The sequence below is a fragment of the Pseudomonas cistanchae genome (genome assembly GCF_054483635.1).
In genome coordinates this window covers 550,877-569,812 of the sequence record NZ_JBTLWN010000001.1, presented here as the reverse complement: position 1 = coordinate 569,812, position 18,936 = coordinate 550,877, and the positions used below count along the sequence as shown (strand labels likewise).

At 62.9% G+C, this 18,936-nt stretch carries 19 protein-coding genes; 10 read left to right on the top strand and 9 right to left on the bottom strand.

Features of this window, described 5'->3' with window-relative positions; genetic code table 11:
- Positions 1 to 133: 133 nt before the first annotated feature.
- The 3 genes from ACX0MV_RS02645 (at position 134) to ACX0MV_RS02635 (ending at position 4,118) form a co-directional block, all read left to right on the top strand.
- The gene (locus ACX0MV_RS02645) at positions 134 to 2,056 is read left to right on the top strand and encodes a sodium:solute symporter family protein (RefSeq protein WP_458980944.1); all 1,923 of its coding nucleotides are present in this window, start codon (positions 134 to 136) and stop codon (positions 2,054 to 2,056) included.
- A gap of 218 nt (positions 2,057 to 2,274) precedes the next feature.
- The gene (locus tag ACX0MV_RS02640; RefSeq protein ID WP_458980943.1) at positions 2,275 to 2,694 is read left to right on the top strand and encodes an HPF/RaiA family ribosome-associated protein; all 420 of its coding nucleotides are present in this window, start codon (positions 2,275 to 2,277) and stop codon (positions 2,692 to 2,694) included.
- A 164-nt stretch (positions 2,695 to 2,858) separates the two neighbouring features.
- On the top strand, positions 2,859 to 4,118 hold the full coding sequence (locus ACX0MV_RS02635) for a hypothetical protein (RefSeq protein WP_458980942.1): 1,260 nt from the start codon (positions 2,859 to 2,861) through the stop codon (positions 4,116 to 4,118).
- A gap of 10 nt (positions 4,119 to 4,128) precedes the next feature.
- Here the strand turns inward: ACX0MV_RS02635 and rloA3 are convergent, their stop codons facing one another.
- Positions 4,129 to 4,653, bottom strand: coding sequence for a retropepsin-like aspartic peptidase RloA3 (gene rloA3, locus ACX0MV_RS02630; protein ID WP_458980941.1), 525 nt, complete (start codon positions 4,651 to 4,653; stop codon positions 4,129 to 4,131).
- Between the two features lie 187 nt (positions 4,654 to 4,840).
- Between rloA3 and ACX0MV_RS02625 the strand changes: the two genes are divergently transcribed.
- On the top strand, positions 4,841 to 5,182 hold the full coding sequence (locus ACX0MV_RS02625) for a cupin domain-containing protein (protein WP_458980940.1): 342 nt from the start codon (positions 4,841 to 4,843) through the stop codon (positions 5,180 to 5,182).
- Between the two features lie 55 nt (positions 5,183 to 5,237).
- Here ACX0MV_RS02625 and ACX0MV_RS02620 read toward each other — a convergent pair whose 3' ends face one another.
- The 7 genes from ACX0MV_RS02620 to ACX0MV_RS02590 all read right to left on the bottom strand — a co-directional run bounded on the left by ACX0MV_RS02620 (position 5,238) and on the right by ACX0MV_RS02590 (position 10,740).
- Positions 5,238 to 5,894, bottom strand: coding sequence for a DUF3313 domain-containing protein (locus ACX0MV_RS02620; protein WP_458980939.1), 657 nt, complete (start codon positions 5,892 to 5,894; stop codon positions 5,238 to 5,240).
- A 129-nt stretch (positions 5,895 to 6,023) separates the two neighbouring features.
- Entirely contained in the window at positions 6,024 to 6,494 is a 471-nt protein-coding gene (locus ACX0MV_RS02615; protein WP_458980938.1) for a hypothetical protein, read from the bottom strand.
- A gap of 304 nt (positions 6,495 to 6,798) precedes the next feature.
- Entirely contained in the window at positions 6,799 to 7,443 is a 645-nt protein-coding gene (locus ACX0MV_RS02610) for a CHAP domain-containing protein (protein ID WP_458980937.1), read from the bottom strand.
- A gap of 74 nt (positions 7,444 to 7,517) precedes the next feature.
- Positions 7,518 to 8,120 carry a hypothetical protein gene (locus ACX0MV_RS02605; RefSeq protein WP_458980936.1) on the bottom strand — a complete coding sequence of 201 codons (603 nt, stop codon included), beginning with the start codon at positions 8,118 to 8,120 and terminating at the stop codon, positions 7,518 to 7,520.
- Positions 8,117 to 9,145 carry a hypothetical protein gene (locus ACX0MV_RS02600; RefSeq protein ID WP_458980935.1) on the bottom strand — a complete coding sequence of 343 codons (1,029 nt, stop codon included), beginning with the start codon at positions 9,143 to 9,145 and terminating at the stop codon, positions 8,117 to 8,119. Before ACX0MV_RS02600 ends, ACX0MV_RS02605 begins: the two co-directional genes overlap by 4 nt.
- Before the next feature lie 11 nt (positions 9,146 to 9,156).
- Positions 9,157 to 9,684, bottom strand: a complete 528-nt coding sequence (locus tag ACX0MV_RS02595) for a PAAR domain-containing protein (protein WP_458980934.1) — start codon at positions 9,682 to 9,684, stop codon at positions 9,157 to 9,159.
- Between the two features lie 117 nt (positions 9,685 to 9,801).
- On the bottom strand, positions 9,802 to 10,740 hold the full coding sequence (locus ACX0MV_RS02590; RefSeq protein ID WP_458980933.1) for a class I SAM-dependent methyltransferase: 939 nt from the start codon (positions 10,738 to 10,740) through the stop codon (positions 9,802 to 9,804).
- Positions 10,741 to 10,901: 161 nt separating this feature from the next.
- Between ACX0MV_RS02590 and ACX0MV_RS02585 the strand changes: the two genes are divergently transcribed.
- Entirely contained in the window at positions 10,902 to 12,401 is a 1,500-nt protein-coding gene (locus tag ACX0MV_RS02585) for a flavin-containing monooxygenase (protein ID WP_458980932.1), read from the top strand.
- A gap of 163 nt (positions 12,402 to 12,564) precedes the next feature.
- Positions 12,565 to 12,777 (top strand): hypothetical protein, encoded by a 213-nt coding sequence (locus ACX0MV_RS02580; RefSeq protein WP_458980931.1) that lies wholly within the window; start codon positions 12,565 to 12,567, stop codon positions 12,775 to 12,777.
- 31 nt (positions 12,778 to 12,808) lie between these two features.
- Here ACX0MV_RS02580 and ACX0MV_RS02575 read toward each other — a convergent pair whose 3' ends face one another.
- Positions 12,809 to 13,720 carry a LysR family transcriptional regulator gene (locus ACX0MV_RS02575; RefSeq protein WP_458980930.1) on the bottom strand — a complete coding sequence of 304 codons (912 nt, stop codon included), beginning with the start codon at positions 13,718 to 13,720 and terminating at the stop codon, positions 12,809 to 12,811.
- 168 nt (positions 13,721 to 13,888) lie between these two features.
- Between ACX0MV_RS02575 and ACX0MV_RS02570 the strand changes: the two genes are divergently transcribed.
- The 4 genes from ACX0MV_RS02570 to ACX0MV_RS02555 all read left to right on the top strand — a co-directional run bounded on the left by ACX0MV_RS02570 (position 13,889) and on the right by ACX0MV_RS02555 (position 18,862).
- Positions 13,889 to 15,130, top strand: coding sequence for a 3-hydroxyacyl-CoA dehydrogenase (locus ACX0MV_RS02570; protein ID WP_458980929.1), 1,242 nt, complete (start codon positions 13,889 to 13,891; stop codon positions 15,128 to 15,130).
- Positions 15,127 to 16,917, top strand: coding sequence for an acyl-CoA dehydrogenase C-terminal domain-containing protein (locus ACX0MV_RS02565; protein ID WP_458980928.1), 1,791 nt, complete (start codon positions 15,127 to 15,129; stop codon positions 16,915 to 16,917). Before ACX0MV_RS02570 ends, ACX0MV_RS02565 begins: the two co-directional genes overlap by 4 nt.
- 149 nt (positions 16,918 to 17,066) lie before the next feature.
- Complete coding sequence (locus ACX0MV_RS02560) at positions 17,067 to 18,230, top strand: iron-containing alcohol dehydrogenase (RefSeq protein WP_458980927.1); 1,164 nt, start codon at positions 17,067 to 17,069, stop codon at positions 18,228 to 18,230.
- Between the two features lie 191 nt (positions 18,231 to 18,421).
- Complete coding sequence (locus tag ACX0MV_RS02555; protein WP_458980926.1) at positions 18,422 to 18,862, top strand: acyl-CoA thioesterase; 441 nt, start codon at positions 18,422 to 18,424, stop codon at positions 18,860 to 18,862.
- Positions 18,863 to 18,936: the final 74 nt, after the last annotated feature.

Here is an 18,936-nt window from a genome sequence, read left to right as displayed (position 1 = left end):
GCGCACCCTACGTAGTCAGCCCTCCGGCACTTGAGTGCCGGCCTGAACGCAACAGGGTATTTCCTTTTATCTGCACTTTTCCTGCATGCCGACCTCACACGTTCAGGACCTCCAACGGCATGGGAAAAACAATATGTTGGATCTACTGATAGTCGCCGCGTTTGTCTTCTATGGTCTGGCTGCAGGATTGCGGGCGCGCAGCAAAGCCTCGCAGAACCTTCAGCAGTATTTTCTCGCCGGCAAGACGATCAAGGGTTGGCAGGCCGGCACCTCGATGGCCGCCACTCAGTTCGCCGCCGATACACCTTTGCTGGTGACTGGCCTGGTCGCTACCGCCGGAGTGTTCGCACTGTGGCGTTTGTGGATCTACGGCCTGGCGTTTCTCATCCTCGCCTTCATTTTCGCCGCCGGCTGGCGCCGCGCGGGGGTGTTGACCGATGCCGAGCTGACCAAGGTGCGTTACAGCGGTCGTGGCGTGATGCTGTTGCGTCTGCTCAAGGCGATCTATTACGGCACCGTGATCAACTGCGTGGTGCTGGCGATGGTGCTGGTGGCGGCCATTCGCATCGCCGAGGTGTTCCTGCCGTGGCACGACTGGCTGCCCGCTGGCCTCTATCAGCCTATCGTCGGGTTTATCCAGAGCAGCGGGATCAACCTGGGCGAAAGCGTGACGGGCCTGAGCCCGGCGATGATGAGCGCCAACAACATGATTTCGATCCTGCTGATTCTGGCGTTCACGGCGATGTACTCGATCACCGGCGGCCTGCGCGCGGTGATCAAGACCGACGTGGTGCAATTCGCCCTGGCGATGATTGGCACCATCGCCTACGCCTGGTTTGTCGTCGATGCGGCCGGCGGGCTTGGCGGGTTGACCGACCGCATCGTCGAACTCTATGGCGCTGAGCAGGCGGGCAAGATGCTCTCGTTCGGCCCGCCGGACAGCGCAGGCGAGGCGCTGATGCCATTTCTGGTGATCATCGGATTGCAGTGGCTGTTCCAGATGAACTCGGATGGCACCGGCTACCTGGCGCAACGTTCCATGGCCTGCCGCAGCGATCGCGATGCGCGCTTCGCCGGGGTGCTGTTCACCTGGTTGCAGATCTTCTTTCGCAGCCTGTTCTGGCTCGCCATCGCGCTCGGCCTGCTGGTGCTCTACCCGTTTACGCCCGAGGAGATGAACAGCGAAGGCTTTGCCGCCGCCCGGGAAATCCTCTTCGTGCAGGGCATCGACGACCTGCTGCCACCCGGCTTCCGCGGGCTGATGCTGGTTGGCCTGCTTGCCGCGCTGGCATCCACCGTCGACACCCACCTCAACTGGGGCGCCTCGTACTGGAGCAACGATGTGTATGACGGCGTGCTGTGTCGGCACTTCCTCAAGCGCACACCAAAGAACCGCGAGCTGGTGCTGGTGGCGCGCCTGTCGAATGTGCTGATCCTGATCATCGCAATGATCATCATGACCAACCTGGGCTCGATCCAGACTGCCTGGTTCATCTCGCTGCTGTTCGGTGCGGGCATGGGCTCGGTGCTGGTGCTGCGCTGGCTGTGGGAGCGCATCAACCTCTACTCCGAACTGACGGCGATGGCCGTCTCGCTGATTACCGCGCCCTTGCTGCTGTATTACCTGGGCACCAACCCCGAAGACGAGTGGATCCGCCTGAGCATCATGGCGACGGTGACTACCACGGCGGCGATTCTGGTGACCTTCGTCACCCCGCGCACCGATGAGGACACCCTCGATACGTTCTACCAGCGCGTGCGCCCGTTCGGCTTCTGGGGCACCACCGCGCAGCGCTGCGGCGACCGTCGCGGAGCCTCGCGCCTGGCTCTGGGCAAGCGTCTGGGCGCAGCCAGCCTGACGGCAATTTCGCTGTTCAGCCTGCTGATCGGCTGTGGCCGCTTGCTGTTTCCGCCACCGGGTGATGAAGGCGCGTTGCTGAACTGGCTGTACGTCGCGGTCGGCCTGCTGCTGATCCCGCTGTGGCTGCGCATAGCTACCGCCAAAGACCTCGCCACCGAGCGCGCCATAAAAGAACCGCATAGCCAGCCTGGCTGAAGCGCGGGTCGAGCCAGTTGCGGCATGAGCGCGCGCGGCGCTCGCCGCGAGAGGCTGATCGCGCCTAGACTGAGGCAAGGCAGTGGCCAGCACGGCGCTGTCTGTTTACATGCTGCAATGAAGCGCCTGGGTACGCCGCGGTGAAATCGGCAATTATCAGGAACCTCGGCAGCGTGGCTGCCTCGAATAGTACAGACCCGTCAAAAGCGAGGAATACCATGCAAGTTCAAGTGAACAGCAACCATATTGAAGGCAGTGCCCGGCTTCAGGAATGGGTCAGCGCGGAAGTGACTGAGCGGCTCGATCGCTTTGAGGATTACCTCACCCGCGTCGAAGTTCATCTCAGCGACGAGAACGGCGACAAGTCCGGCGCCGACGACAAGCGCTGCCAGATCGAGGCCAAACCCAAAGGTCACCAATCCCTGTCCGTTACCCACAAGGCATCGTCACTCGACCTCGCCGTAGAAGGCGCGACCGAAAAGATGCGCCACGCGCTAGATCACCTGATCGGCAAACTCGACAGCAAGGCTGTCATCTCGACTGGCCACCTCAACGATTCCCTGCAGGATGACGAGCCCGTCGACGCGCTGCTCCAGGAAGAATTCCTGGCCAAACAGGAAGCCCTCGACAAGGATTGATGGCGCTTAAACTCCGATCCGTATCCGGGGTTCCGTGCACGGAGCCCCACCAAGGCCGCTCCAGGCCGAAGTGAATTCCGCCGCCTCCTCCCCACTCCTCCTCGCCCTAGCATGATCGGCAGTTGTACCATTCGCTTCCGCTCCCCGCCGAAGCTAGATACCCCGTGAACCCTATCCTCAGTGCCTTGCTGCTCGGCGCAGTTCTGCTGCCGTTAACGGCGTGCGACCCCATTGAAACGACCAGTGCCATCCAGCCCAGCGCCACCCAATCTGGCGACGCCAGCCGGATTAGCGTGCAGATGCTTAAGCCGGGTGGTGCACCCGCCGAGCAATGGCAGGCATCGGTGGTCGCCAGCTACCGCCCGCTCGAGCAAGGCGCTGAAGGCACCACGGTGACCACCACCAGCCGCGACAACTGCCCGCGCAGCACCGGGGTGGTGTTTGTTCCGCTGCCGTCGTTCGGCAAATGCACGCGCACCTTCGACCGCACCGTGGACCTCGACCTGCCGGCACGCCAGATCAGCTGGGCCGACGCGCAGACGATCAACCTGGATGTTCAGCCGGTCATCGAGGACGGTGGCGCGCAGTATCGGGTCGATGCGCTGCACCTGCAGCTCAAGCCATGCGAGGGTGACTGCGAGGAACTGAGCCTGACCCTCGACCTGAGCTGCTACGCAGGCGAGCGAACCGATGAAATCATCAGCCAGAGCCTGCGCCTGAGCTACAGCAACGGTTCGCAGGTTCATGCAGACGCAACCGCGTGCGGCCTGAAGAAGGGCGACTGGTATGGCTGGGCCGGGCGTGATGCGATCATGGCGCGCATCCGCGGCCATTTCGGAGAAGCCGAAGGGGGAATCAGCAACGACCTGCTCGACACCTTCACCGCCTTTCCGACCCAGGACAACCGCTGGATCTGGAACCCGACCGCCAACCTGGGCAGCTTCTCCGACTTCTGCCCGGCTGGCGACGGTGGCTATGCAAACACCGATTATCAAGGCCAGCTAAGCGCCGAACAGGGTTGGCCTTATGGGCCAGACGCCGAAGTTCGGGTATTCAGCAAAAACAATGGCGAAGTCTGCGCGATCTGGCTCGAGAACAATCACCCTCACCCCGAGGGCTACGTCACGCGCGTGCGCTATTTCGTCGAGTTCGCCAACGGCCAACTCGTGCAGCTGCACACGGAGGAACCGGACAATCTGCAACGCACCTGGCGTTACGTCGATGGCCAGGCGATGGAATACATCAGCCGGCAGGACCCCGACTCGGTCGCCGGCGAAGACAACGTCAACTATTGGCACAGGCTGGCCGCAGAAGCATGGCCGGCGCGAATGGACTACACGCCGGACCTGCAGGAATTTGCCGCGCAACAGGCCTTTGCCAAGGTGCTGCTCGAACGCTTCCCGCCCGCCCCTGCGCCTGAATAAGCGGGCAGCCTTAGCAGGTGGGCTCCAGGGTAAAGGTCTTGTTCGAGTCGACCAGGCCGATCCGCTCAAGGGTGCGCCGGCCGATCAGTACTGGGTAGTTCATCTTGTCGCGGTCGTTCAGGGAAAACTGCTCTTCGTAAACGCGGTCGCCGAGACAGACCTTCATCAGTACCACCGGACGGCGTTCCGCGCCGCCGGCGCCACGGACCTTGATAGTGCGCTCGACCTTGCGCTCGAAGGTGGTTTCGACCTTCTTGTCGGTGTCGATGTCCTCCAGCTCGATGTCGAAGCGCACCCAGTCCTCTTCGCCCTTTTCGAAGCGTTCGACGTTTTCGGCATGCATCGACGAGGTCAGCGCGCCGGTGTCGAGCTTGAACTTGACCGCGGTTTTCTCCGGCATGATCAAGCCTTCCTCGACCCAGCCGAACACCCGCTCGGTCGCCGCCGAGACCGGCGCGGCGTACAGCGGCGCCAGCAGCGACGCCGCCAGCAGCAAGCGGATCGACCGCCCTTCTTGGGTTTTTCTAGCGAACATCTACCACCTCGACTCAAGACTTTGCGTGAACAGGTAGAGTCGTCAGGCCGGTATATGTTCAGTCTCGCCGTTACCCGGCGCCTGCACGGGCGCGCTGGCAGGTATCCAGAGGTCGAACACAGGACACTTCACCGGCAGCCGGCGCCTTAGCGTAGTTGAGCTGTTCAGCCGACTACTTGGAGCCCCTATGCAACCCATCACCGTACTTCGCGACACCTCACCGCTGCCGCTACTGGACGCTTGCAAATGGACCAAGCTGGCGGGCGACCCGCATACCGTCAACCTCAACGCCTACACCTCGGCAGACGGCAGCAAGATCATGGGCACGTGGATCTGCACACCCGGCAAATGGCAGGTGGCGTATGAAAAGTGGGAGTACTGTCATTTCCAGGAGGGTTATTGCGTGATCACCCCGGAAGGCATGGCGCCGATTCACTTACGCGCCGGGGATATCTTCATCGTCGAACCGGGGATGAAAGGCACCTGGGAGGTGCTGGAGACGGTGCGCAAATACTTCGTGTTTGCCTGATAGCGCGTGTGCCACCACGGTCATGCATGCATAACCGTGATGGCGGCTGCCGCGGTCAGGGTTTGAAGGCGCGGGCATCCTTGGCCCACTGGTCCAGCGCAGGCTTGAGGTCCGCCAGCTTCAGCTGAGTGCTGTCGTTCTCCAGGTTCAAGCCATGACCTTTGCGGACCACGCGCGCCACCGGCTTGCTGGTGCGGCCATCGATGGCCTCAAGCTCGACGAAGATTTCCGTGTCCAGGTCGCGGGTTCCCGCGGCCGTGCTGGCTGCCGCCGCAAGCAGTGCGATGGGCACGACCTCGTACACCTTGAGCCCTTCTGGCGACAGGCTGACCGCGCTGATTGCCGAACGCAGCACCAGGGTGTCCTGATCCGCCTGCGCAACAACGCGCATGCGCCCCGACAGCTCGCGCTGCATCGCCTGCTGCAGGTAACCGGTGATTTCATCTAGGGTTTTCTGGCTGACCTGGGCGGTCGGTACTGGCGCCGGGTAGAGCACTGGCCTCACCACCATCACCGAGCTGTAACGGTTCAAATCCAGGTCAGGCGCAACCCAGCGCATCACCGGCGAACCGCTGGCAGAAACGGTCGGCTGCAACTGCGAATAGTCAGCGAGGAAGCCCGAGTACTGGTCCGGCTGCGTGGTTTTGCTGGCGCATGCCGACAGCAGGAGCACGGAAGACAAGCCAAGCACGGTGAAGGCATTAAACGTCATAGCGGTACTCCTGAGAAATGAGAGCTAACTGTAGTCGAGATTAGGCGCGCCAATCAGCGGTCAGCTTTTTGCTTCTAACAGAAATACGTGATGCAAAGGTGTTCGGTGCTGTGATCTGCACGGCCTGAATTACGCAACCAGCGACAGCCTATGCGTTACCGGCCCACGCTCGGTGGTGCGGTAAAGCGCAAGCGCCTGCGCGGCCCGCCATGAGGGCACCCAGGGGCCGGCATCGCCCGAGCGTTGCGGGTCGATATACAACCGCTGCCGCGCCAGGTATTCAGCAGAAAAGGAACCCTCGACAGCGCGTTCTTGCCCCGGCTTGCCGGAGGATTCGTGCCAGGCCTCACGGCTACGCTCTTCGAACGCATCGCGGGCTCGTTTCTGTCGCAGTGCGGCATCACGCGCCTCGCGCGCTCCCTCTTGGCGCAGCTGTTCGGCGCGTTGCTCCCTGGCGAGAAAGGCTTCACGGCTGAACGGCGACGGTGTCTCGGCCTGCCTTGCCGCGCCCGGGGTGCGCTGGCTGTCCGCTGGCAAAACGTCGTCATGCCGCGAGCGCTTGTTGTTGCTTGAGTCGCCATGGTCGATGACCAAGGGCATGGGCATCCCTCGTTTTTCGGCTGGTGAATCAAGTGTAAGGCCGCTCTAGCACGCGCCTTTAGACGGTTGAGTCATAGCCTCAAGACGGGAATGGACTAGCACTTTTCCAGAAGAGCGCGGTCCCCTTCAGCCGCAAGCGAAGCGCCAGGTATCCACCGAAAGCTCGCCCTAGAGCGGCGCGTTGCTCCAGGCAGCTATTGAAAAGCCATGGGGAGCGGTGAGCAGCTCGCCTCGGCTGCGAAGGACGCCGCAACCGCGGGTTCGATCCCAGCTGACCAGTGGCACCCGCGACGCTACCAGAACGCTATTCGGCAGCAGGTAATGGCGCAGCCTTTTCCAGGGCAGCTGCAGACGGCAATCGCAGCCAGCCGAGCACCTTGCTGTTATCGACATGCCAATGTCCGTCGCGCTGGCTCAATCCCAGCCGCTCCCGGGACTGACCGAAAGGACCTGGGTTCTGCTGGGCAATTTCAATGGCCGCGCCACCGACCTGGGCGACGATCGCGACATGGCCGTAGCGATTGAACAGCGAAGGGCCGAACACCAGCAGGTCATCGGCCTGCGGTTGGCTAGCGCCACCGTTGACGAATTGCCACATCGCGCGCTTGGCATTCATGGCGCCATCGCCGAGGGTCGGGTCGAAGAAATCCTTGGCATGCCCGTAGCTGTCCGGCATCCGATGCCCGTAGCGCTCGAAATAATAGCGCTTGATGAACTCCACGCACTGATAACGCAAACCGAGGTTGTAGCCATCCGGGGTCAGGTTGCGGCCCTGCACCGTATTGACGCCGCCGTTGTAGTAGATGGCGACGCCATGCAGTTCGTCGAGCGGCTCGCCGACTGCATAGTGATCGTTCAGGTTGATACGGGTGGCGAAGGCGTGCAGCGCGAACGCCATCAATGGCACCAGCGTGCAGACGGCCAGAATGGCCAGTCGACGTTTATTCATAGTGCGGTCGTTGAGTTCGCAGTGACCAGTGGGTAGCGCCTGATCGCAGGCGCCGGAGAAGACGATGCATGCGCTTAGGGCGCCTCGCGTTCGGCTGCTTCGATCTCGGCAAATACCTTGAGGAATTCGGCATGGGCGGGGCTACCGTCGATGACTTCTTTGGCCGAACTCACCGGGAGAATGTCGCCCGTCTGCGCATCACGGGAGAATGTAACCGCATAACGTTTTCCGCCTAACTCCAGAAAGAGGTGGTAGTAATCCTCTGGCTTGTTGGGTTCGGCAAACGCGCTATACGCATAGCGTATGCGCTTGTTCAAGGCCGGCGGGTTCATTAAAAACTCGTCTAGATCGGCTTCTTCAAGCTTTTCGTCCAGCGCTCCCGCTGCCACATAAGGCAGTTCGTTCAGGTGTTCCGGTTTAAAGGGCGCGGGTTTGCTGCGCAGCAGGGTGACCTTGCTCGCGCTTCCGTCTGCTTCGATAGTGCGCGGCCTATACATGCCGCTGGCGAACCACTGGGTGGCGTCGAACATCTCTTCGATTTCGAAACCACCGTAATACATCATGATTTTCTTGGGCATCTCGCCCTCCTTGGCATTCAGGTTAAGCCCGGCGATGGCGGTGGCCGCGAGCAGGGCAAGCGTCCATAACAATGATTTATCCAGCCTCAGGCCACTCATAGTGGCTTGTACTCGCGCAGCGTCGCAGGAACGCCCGTTGGCGAGTCGCCGGCCCGCACCGGGCGTAAAGCGCCTTCGCCATCGAGCGGATAACCGATGGTTTGCTCGTATTCATCGCGACTCTTGGCATGCCGCGCAATGGTTTCGTCGTGCGCGCTGGCGGTCTTGCGCGGTTGTCGCGGAGCGGATTCGTTGGGCAATTGCGCGCCCTTGTCCTTGGTTGCCAGCCGGTGGGCGGCCAGGCGCTTCTGATACTCGGTTGCCTGCCGCCGATAACGCCGCATGGCATCGGCATCGGCTGTGATTCGTTCCCGCGCGCCGGACAGCGCTCCCCGGTCATCGGAATTGCCATAGGTCTGGTCGTAATTGCTGCGCCGGGGAAATGCCCAGACCGGAGTCTCGGTGGTATTGGCGATCAGTTGCGCTAGGCTTTTCTCGTACTGCGGGTCTTCACCTTCATTGACGTGCACGTCGGCGTGAATGCCGAGACCGGTGCGGCAGGCGTATGAATAGATCTTGCCGGCGAGATCGAACGCCTCGGGCTTGAGCATCCGCGCTTGGGCATCGCGCAGGCGGTAGCTGTCCACCTTATCCAGTTCGTAGCCGAACTCGATCGTGCCAACCAGACCATGGGCAAACACGTCGAGCTGTTTTATCTCGCGCTTCTTGCTCACCCGCTGGTTGATGAAGTCGAGCAGCTGCGAAATCGAATCCAGCTCGCGGTACGTGGCGCCGTAGCCCTCGACCACGCCTTTCACCGCGTCGAGCAGCTTGCGCTCGTAATCCTCGATGAAGATCAGAAAAATCCGCTGCGTGGAGTCATTGGCCGTGGCCGGTGGGTAGGCGCGGATCTGCCGGATGCCCTGATTGATAAAGCGCATCTTGTTGCCCTTCTGCCCACGCAGGGTTTCCATCATGGTCATGTGCGACGCACCGACCACGGTGATGAAATCGCGTTGCAGGGAAACCGGAATCTGCTTGATCGCGTGCTCTGCGCTGGTCTTGCCCTGGTGTGGCGTTGTCATTGCGTCCGTCCTTAGAAGCTGATGCCCTTCTGCTTGAGGTAGCTGGCGGCCTCACGGCCCCAGCGCACCACCACCGACTGCGGATCGCTGGTAAACACCCGCTCGGTGTTGCCATAGCTGTTGGTGTAGCCGATGAAACGCTGGCCATCGCCGCATTCCACGCAATAGAGAATATCTTCGGCTGGCTGGCCGCTGCTCTCGTCGACGAGCTGATACTGCTCACTGTGTCTGGGTAGAATTTGCGGTGCGACGAAGGGCGCGCTGCCGGCCTGGGTACCGACCAGAACGTCGCCCGAGCCAGTGACGATGATCCCGCCATGGGCGGTCGCACTGCCGAGAAATGCGATGGGCTGGCCATTGATCAAGATACTGCCGATGCCCTCGGTGACTGCATCGCCACAGGCGCTGCTATCGCCGACCCTCAGGGTGGGCAGGTTATTGATCAGGACGTTGGGGGACCCGCTGGTGGTCGGGTTGGTGCCATGACCGGGAAGCGGGCAGGCGTTCTTGTCGCTGAGGCGGGCGGCGGGTTTGGCCATGGCGGACATCCTTGTGCACGGGGTGGTGAATCCTACGCAGCATCGGATTTTCCCGCTGTGGCTAAGTTCACCTTTGGCTGCAGAAACACCCCATGCAGCGCCGTCTCGCCGAACTGGCTACCCGAGGCGAAACAGCAGTGCCTTGAGTCCGCCGTTCGGGTCGACATCGGCGAACTCCGGCGGATTGCTCAGCCGCTCGACGAAACGCAGGCCTGGCGCCTCGCGGGCAACCCCGTCGAGAAGAAAGTCCGGGCCGATCAGCGGGTCGTTGAAGCAGGCCAGCACCTGACCCTGCTCACTCAGTAATTCGGGCAGGCGGCGCAGCACCTTCTGGTAATCCTGGGTGAGGACGAAGCTGCCCTTCTGGAAGGACGGCGGGTCGATGATGATCAGATCATACGGGCCGTACTTCCTGACTTTACCCCAGGACTTGAACAGCTCGTGGCCGAGAAAACTCACTCGACTCAGATCGTGCCCGTTGAGGCGATGGTTGTCGCGGCCGCGACTCAGCGCGGCCTTGGCCATGTCGAGGTTGACCACTTGCCGTGCGCCACCGGCGATGGCTGCAACTGAAAAGCCGCAGGTATAGGCGAACAGGTTGAGCACCCGCTTGCACTCGGCATTGGCCTGCACCCACTGGCGGCCGTGGCGCATGTCGAGAAACAGACCGCTGTTCTGTTTGCTGCCCAGGTCGAGCTTGAAGCGCAGGCCATGCTCGTCGACCAGCCACTGCTCCACGGGCCCGCCGGCCAACCACTCGCTGGTGCTGTCCGCCCGGTAACGGTGATGCAGCAATAGACCTTGAGCTTGACGCTGCTGCCATAGCGGGGATGCCGCAAGGTCCGTCAGCATGCGCGTGAGCTGTTCCAGTTCCACCACCTCCGGCTCGCGGAACAGCGCCACCAGCAACACGCCCTGCAGCCAGTCGACGGTGACCTGCTCAAGCCCCGCCCAGCACTGGCCACGGCCATGAAACAGGCGACGCGCCTCATCGGGGGCGACACTCAGGGCATCCAGCAAATGGCGGTGCAAGGTGGCAATGGCTGCGGCGTTCATGGTCCCTTCAGGCGAGGTCGGCGGGCGCGCAGTTTAAACCAGCGCCGCAGCACGAATGGATGACAACGGCCGCGTTTGCGGCGACTCTGACAGGCGCGCCGACCGACGCCGTCGGCAATGCGCCCAACAACTACAACAAGAAGAAGAAAACAGGAGTCGGCATGGCTGCGGAACATCTGCATGTAGTGATCATCGGCGCCGGTCTTTCCGGCATCGGCGCGGCCTGCCACCTGAGCAAGCAATGCCCGCAGAAAGACTTCGCCGTGCTCGAAGGTCGGGCGGCGATGGGCGGCACCTGGGACCTGTTTCGCTACCCGGGTATCCGTTCCGACTCGGACATGTTCACCCTTGGCTACAACTTCAAGCCCTGGACCGACCCCCAGGCGATTGCCGACGGCCCGTCGATTCGCCGCTATATCGAAGACACCGCACGCGAGTACGGCATCGACCGCAAGATCCGTTTTCGCCACCGCGTGCTCGCCGCCGACTGGTGCAGCGCAACGGCGCGCTGGACCCTGCAGGTGCAGCGCGGCGACGACCCCGCGCCGCTGACGCTAAGCTGCGACTTCCTGCTGATGTGCACCGGCTACTACCGCTACGAAGCCGGCTACACCCCGGAATTTCCTGGCCGCGAGCGCTTCCAGGGCGACTTCGTTCACCCTCAGCACTGGCCCGACGACCTCGACTGCAGCGGCAAGCGCGTGGTGGTGATCGGCAGCGGTGCCACGGCGGTCACCCTGGTGCCGGCGCTCGCGGGCAAGGCCAGTCACGTGACCATGCTGCAACGCTCGCCCAGTTACGTGGTGAGCCTGCCGCAGCGCGACAAGCTGAGCAATTTCCTCCGCCGCTTTCTACCCGCCAAGCTGGTGTACCGACTTGCACGCACGCGCAACGTGACCTTGCAGATGGCTTTCTACAAACTCGCCAGGGCAAGGCCGACGCTGGTGCGCAAGCTGCTGCTCGGTCAGGCTCGCCGTCAGCTTGGCGAAGGCATCGACATGCGCCACTTCAGCCCGCACTACAAACCCTGGGACGAGCGGGTGTGCGTGGTGCCGGATGGCGATCTGTTTCGCGTGCTGCGCGAGGGTAAGGCGGCGGTGGTGACCGAGGCGATAGACAGCTTCACCGAAACCGGCATCCGCCTGCAGTCGGGCGAGGTGCTCACGGCGGACGTGATCATCAGCGCCACCGGCCTGGAGCTGCAGCTGTTCGGCGGCATCGAGGTCGCGGTGGATGGCCAGCCATTCGATGCCTCCAGCAGCATGGGTTACCGCGGCATCATGCTGCGCGATCTTCCCAACGCCGCCGCGGTGCTGGGCTACACCAACGCCAGCTGGACGCTCAAGGCCGACCTTTCCAGTGAATACGTCTGCCGCCTGATCAACCACATGGACGCCATCGGCATGCGCCAGTGCACGCCCCGCGACCACAGCCGGCAGGTGAAAGACGCGCCGTTTCTCGACCTAGCGTCCGGCTACATCCTGCGTGCCGCCGACAAGATGCCCAAGCAAGGCGACCGCGCGCCCTGGAAGCTGTATCAGAACTACCTGTTCGACCTGGCGCTGCTGCGCTACGGCAAGGTCGAGGACGGCTACCTGGAGTTCAGCTCGCCGCAACCGAGCGCGAACAGCCAGGCGGCGAATCCCGAGCAGGCGCTGTAAGCCAAACGCCATAGTGTTCTGACGATCATCGGCTACAAGGTTGCGGCTTTCCAACAAGGCATAACGCCACTATCGTATGTGACACGCATCACGGATGACCGCGTCGTCCCCCTGCGCAGGCGCTATGCCGATAAAAAGCCAATAAGAAAGAAAGGACTCGACCGTGCAAGAACAACGTTATCTGCCCGCTCTGCGTTCGCATATCGACTCGTTACTCAGCAAAGGCTGGGCAATCGTCGACCGCACGCCCCTCACCCTGCAAAACGGCCGCAAGCGCTACCTGGTCATGCACGGCATGCTGATCAGCGATGGGCTGTTATGGGGCCAGGGTGCATCGGCACCGACCAGCCAGACGGCCGATTACGCCGCGATCTAGGCAAACCCGACCGGGGTGGCGGCCCGCTTAATCAAACCGCGTCAGTCCCACCGAGTGCAGCGATCTGCTCGATCAGCCATTGCAGCGCCGCATCGCGCTGACGCTGCGCCAGGCTGACGATCTCCAGATGAAACGGCCCCAGTTCAAATGGCAGGTCGACCAGCTGCAGCGGCAGCAGCGCGGCGAAGTGGCGCGCCAGCTCGCGCGGCAACACCGCCACCAATTCGCTGCCGGCGACGATATGCGCCGCTTGCAGGTAATTGGGCGTGGTGTAGAGGATGTCCCGACACAAGCCCTGCTCGCCAAGCCACTGATCGACCATGCCGCGCGTCTGTCCGCCGTGCACCCACAGGTGACGCAGGCGCAGAAACGTATCCAGATCGACATCGCCGCGCACCAGTGGGTGTTCGCGCCGCAGCGCCAGTTGCAGCGTCTCGCTCATCCAGTGGCGACGAGAAAAACGCGCGGGGATGGCCTCGAAGCGCCCCAGCACCAGGTCCAGCTCGCCCTTGTCCAAGGCATCCGCCGGCAAACTCGGGCTGAGGTGACGGATGTCGAGGCGGATGCCCGGCGCTTCGCGGCTGAGGTGATCGATCAGTCGCGGCATGCAGATCAGCTCGACGTAATCGGTGACCGCAATGCTGAAGCGCTGGCGGCTGGTCGCCGGCTCGAAGACCTCGCCCGCATTCAAGCTCTGCTCGATCTGCTGCAATGCCGCGCGGATCGGCGCTTCCAGCCCCAGCGCCCGCGGCGTCGGCTGCATGCTGCGACCCACACGCACCAGCAATGGATCGCCAAGCAACTCGCGCAGCCGGCTCAGCGCATTGCTCACCGCCGGCTGGCTGAGCGCCAGCCGTTCGGCGGCGCGCGAGACATTCTGCTCACGCATCAATGCATCGAATACCCGCAGCAGGTTCAGGTCGAAGTTGGGGTGCACGCCCATCGCTTGCTCCTTGGCGCCCGTGAGCCGATCAGGCACCCCATATCGAGTGCCGAACGCCGATCTATATTCACGAGCTAAATACGAAGTATCACAAGACTAAATTTCAAAAATAGTAGCGTCTTGCTTATGGTGGTGGGCGAAATTTCTTTTGGCATATGAGGCACCACCATGAGCCACGCTGCTTTCAACCTTCAACTCGCTGCCGTGATCGGCGCCGGCACCATGGGTCGCGGCATCGTCATGAGCCTGGCCAACGCTGGCATTCGCGTGCTGTGGCTGGACAACAACCCGAGCATGCTCGAGCAGGCGATCACGGTGGTTGCCGATACCAACGCGCATAACGTCAAGCTCGGCCGCATCAGCGAAGAACAGGCAGCAGCGCGCTTGGCCTGTATCACTCCGGTGGCGGATTACCCGGCCCTGGCCGACGCCGACCTGGTGATCGAGGCGGTGTACGAGAACCTGGAGCTCAAGCAGCAGATCTTCCGCACCCTGGACAGCATTCTGAAGCCCGCCGCGATTCTCGCTAGCAACACGTCGGCGCTGGATATCGACGCCATCGCCGCCGTCACCAGCCGCCCACAACAGGTACTGGGCCTGCATTTCTTCAGCCCGGCGCACATCATGAAGCTGCTGGAAATCGTTCGCGGCGCCAAGACCTCGGCCGCCGTACTGGATGCCGCCGTCGCCCTCGGCCAGCGCATCGGCAAGGTCAGTGTGGTGGCAGGCAACTGCGATGGCTTTATCGGCAACCGCATGCTCGCCACTTACGTACGCGAAGCACGCATGCTGCTGCTCGAAGGCGCTTACCCGCACCAGGTCGACGCCGCGTTGCAGGCATTCGGTTTCGCCATGGGCCCGTTCCGCATGTACGACGTGGTCGGCATCGACCTGGAATGGCGCGCCCGCGAGCTGGCCGGCAAGGGCCAGGACGAGCCAACGGTGCAGGTCGACAACCGCCTGTGCGAGCTTGGTCGTTTCGGTCAGAAATCGCGCATGGGATATTACCGCTACGCTGAAGGCAGCCGCCAGGCCGAACATGACCCTGAAGTGGATGCCCTGGTGCAGGAGGTTTCCCATGGGCTGGGATTCAGCCGCCGCGAAATCGGCAACGAGGAAATCCTCGAGCGCTGCCTGCTGGCGCTGGTCAACGAGGGCGCGAAAATCCTCGAAGAAGGCATCGCCGCCAACAGCCACGACATCGACCTGGTCTACCTCAACGGCTACGGCTTCCCGGCGGCCCAGGGTGGGCCCATGAGCTGGGCGGACAGTCAGGGCGTGGCGGCAATCCAGCAACGCCTGAATACTCTGCAAGGGCTGTTCGGCTCCCATTGGCAGCCCGCAAAACTGATCGAGAAACTCGCCGCCGAAGGCAAGCGCTTCGCCGACGTTCAGGAGCAAGCCGTATGAGTTATCAAGCCCCACTGCGCGACATGCGCTTCGTCCTGCACGAACTGTTCGACGTGAGCGCCCACTGCGAGCTGCTGGGCCACGGCCTGGACCGCGAACTGATCGATGGCGTGCTTGAAGAAGGTGCCCGCTACGCCGCTGGCGTGGTCGCCCCGCTCAACCGCAACAGCGACGAACAGGGCGTGACCCTGCGCGACGGTCAGGTGACCACCCCCGACGGCTTTGCCGAGGCCTATCGGCAATATGTCGACAACGGCTGGGCGAGCATGACCGGTCCAAGCGAGTATGGCGGCCAGGGCCTGCCGCAGCTGCTGGCATGCAATTTCCACGAGATGCTGATGGGCGCCAGCCTGTCGTTTCGCGTGTATTCCGGGCTGACCGAAGGCGCCGTTCTGGCGCTCTACAAGCATGGCAGCGAGGCGCTCAAGGATGCATACCTGGCGAAGCTGGTAAGCGGCCAATGGGCTGGCACCATGTGCCTGACCGAACCCCAGGCCGGCACCGACCTGGCGCTCCTGCGCACCCGCGCCGAACCCCAGGCGGACGGCAGCTACCGGGTCAGCGGCAGCAAGATTTTCATCAGCGGCGGCGAACAGGACATGAGCGAGAACATCGTTCACCTGGTGCTGGCGCGCCTGCCCGACGCCCCCGCGGGGGTCAAAGGCATCAGCCTGCTGCTGGTGCCGAAATTCATCGCCACCGCCGACGGCGAGCCAGGTACGCGCAACGCGCTGAGCTGCGGCGCCATCGAACACAAGATGGGCATCAAAGGCGCGGCCACCTGCGTGATGAACTTCGACGGCGCCACCGGCTGGCTGGTCGGCGAGGCGAATCAGGGCCTGGCGTGCATGTTCACCATGATGAACGACGCGCGCTTCCAGGTCGGTCTGCAAGGTCTCGGGATTGCCGAAGCGGCGTTTCAGGGCGCCCTGCGCTATGCCCGCGAGCGTTTGCAGTCACGCGCGCTGACCGGCGCGGCCGAGCCGCAGAAAGCCGCCGACCCGATCATCGTCCACCCCGATGTGCGCCGCATGCTGCTGACCCAGAAAACCCTGGTCGAAGGCAGCCGCATGCTCGCCGCCTACTGCGCGCGCCAGCTCGACTTGGAGCACGCTCATCCGGATGCCGCCGCACGCAAAGCGGCAGGTAAGCGCGCCGCGCTGCTAATCCCGATCGTCAAGGCGTTCTTCACCGACATGGGTCAGGAAGTCGCCAGCCACGCGGTGCAGGTGTATGGCGGCCACGGGTACATCCGCGAATGGGGCATCGAGCAACTGATGCGCGACAGCCGGATTACCCAGCTTTACGAGGGCACTAATGGCATTCAGGCGCTGGACTACATCCGCCGCAAGGTACTGGGCGACGGCGGCGCCGAACTCGCTGCACTGCAGGCTGAGTTCAGCCAGCTGTGCGACCAGCAGGCAGCTCGCCCGGCGCTGGCCGAGCTCGCCAGTACCGTGCAGGCGCGCCTTGGCGAATGGCGCGAGCTAAGCGCCGAGGTGCTTGCCGCCAGCCAACGCGACCCGCAGGAGATTGGCGCCACTTCGGTCGACTTTCTGCAGTATTCGGCTTATGTATTGCTGGCGGGTTTCTGGCTACAAGCCGCCGCACGGGCGCAGGATGCACTGGAAGCCGGCAGCGGCGAGGCGGCGTTCTATCAGGCCAAGCTGCACAGCGCGCAGTTCTATCTGCGCCGTGTGCTGCCGCGGGCCAGCGGACATCGCGAGGCGCTGCTGGGTGGAGCGGATTGCTTGATGGCGATGCCCGAGCAGAGCTTTGCGTTCTGAGGCGGCGCATCGCTTTGCCAGGTTGATGGTGGGCGCAGCGATAGCCAATGACTGGCGTGGCTAGCTGCCCAGGGCGGCGGTGATCCGCGACGGGTTCGCGCATATTCCCCGGTTTGCCTCCGGGTTACGCATAACAAGAGGATCAAAGCATGCACCCATTCAGCTTTGCCACCACCGCGCAGATCATCTGCGAAGCCGGTTCGGCGCGTCGGCTGGCCGCCCTGTGCGCCGAGCGCGGGGCGCAATCGGTGTTGATCGTCACCGATCCCGGGATCACCAAGCTTGATCTGCTGGCCGAGGTATTGCCGGGTTTTGCCACTGCCGGCGTAGCCGTGCAGGTGTTCGACCAAGTGGTTGCCGACCCGCCCGAAGCCATCGTGCTCAACGCCGTGAACCAGGCGCGAGCACTCGAGGTGCAGCTGATCATCGGCTTTGGCGGCGGCAGTTCGATGGACGTCGCCAAACTGGTCGCCCTGCTGGCACACCCGAGCTGTCGGCAAACGCTGCAGGATGTCTACGGCGTCGGCAATGCCAAGGGCCAGCGCCTGCCGCTGATCCAGGTGCCGACCACGGCGGGAACCGGTTCCGAAGTGACCCAGATCGCCATCATCACCACCGGCGAAACCACCAAGATGGGCGTGGTTTCGCCGCTGCTGTTGCCGGACCTGGCCTTGCTCGATGCGGACCTGACCCTTGGCCTGCCGCCTGCGGTGACCGCCGCGACGGGCATCGATGCCATGGTGCACGCCATTGAGGCCTACACCAGCGCACTGAAGAAGAACCCGATGTCCGATCTGCTCGCGCGCGAAGCGCTGCGGCTACTGGCGGGCAACCTCGACGAGGCGGTGCGCAACGGCAGCAACCGCGAAGCGCGCCAGGCCATGCTGCTTGGCGCGTGCCTGGCGGGTCAGGCGTTCGCCAACGCCCCGGTGGCCGCAGTGCATGCGCTGGCCTATCCGTTGGGTGGCCATTTTCATATTCCCCACGGGCTGTCCAACGCCCTGGTGCTACCCCACGTGCTGGGTTTCAACGCAGAAGTGGCGGCGCCGCTGTATGCCGAGTTGGCGCCGCTGGTACTGGGCGCGCAGCTGCAACCCGGCGATGCGATGACGCAGACCGAGCAGTTGATCGGCGCGCTGGCCGACTTCAGCGCTCGCAATGGCTTGCCGACACGCTTGCGCGAGGCGGGAGTACCCGAAACCATGCTGCCGCAACTGGCCCGCGACGCCATGCTGCAACAGCGACTGCTGGTGAATAACCCGCGCGAGCTGAACGAAGCCCAGGTGCTGGCGATTTATCAGGCGGCGTATTGAGCCTCGCTCGTCGAGCCTTGCAGGATGGAGATGGCGAAGCCTTGTCTTCCGCGCAATCGACGAAGGACCCAGATGGCGGACGAGCCTGCGGCATGTCTGCCCTACAAAGCAGCATTGGCCGCGAAGCCATTTCAAAATCACCGACACTCTGTATGGCCTAGTGCCGGAAAAGCAGAACACAAGGACAGCCGATGAACCCACCTCAGCACCTGCGCGGCGATTACCCGCACTTCCAGTCGATCACCACGCGCTGGCATGACAACGACCTGTACGGCCACGTCAATAACGTCACCTACTACAGCTATTTCGACAGCGCGGTGAATACCTACCTGATCGAGAGCGGCGGGCTGGATATCCACAATGGCAGTGTGGTGGGTTTTGTCGTCAGTTCGAGCTGCGACTACTTCGCCTCCATCGCCTTCCCCGAGCGCATCGAGATCGGTCTGCGCGTCGGCAAGCTGGGCAACAGTTCGGTGCAATACGAGCTCGCGGTGTTCAAGGCCGGCGAGAACGAAGCCTGCGCGGCAGGACGTTTCGTGCACGTTTTCGTCGACCGGCAAAGCAACCGCCCCGTCCCGATTCCGGAATCCCTGCGCAGCGCGCTTACAACGTTACGGGTAAGCCCTCAATAAGCGACACCCGCAGCCTTAGCGACATAAAAAGACTCCGCCCAATGTCTTTTGCCATCAGCGTAGGGTGCGCCGTG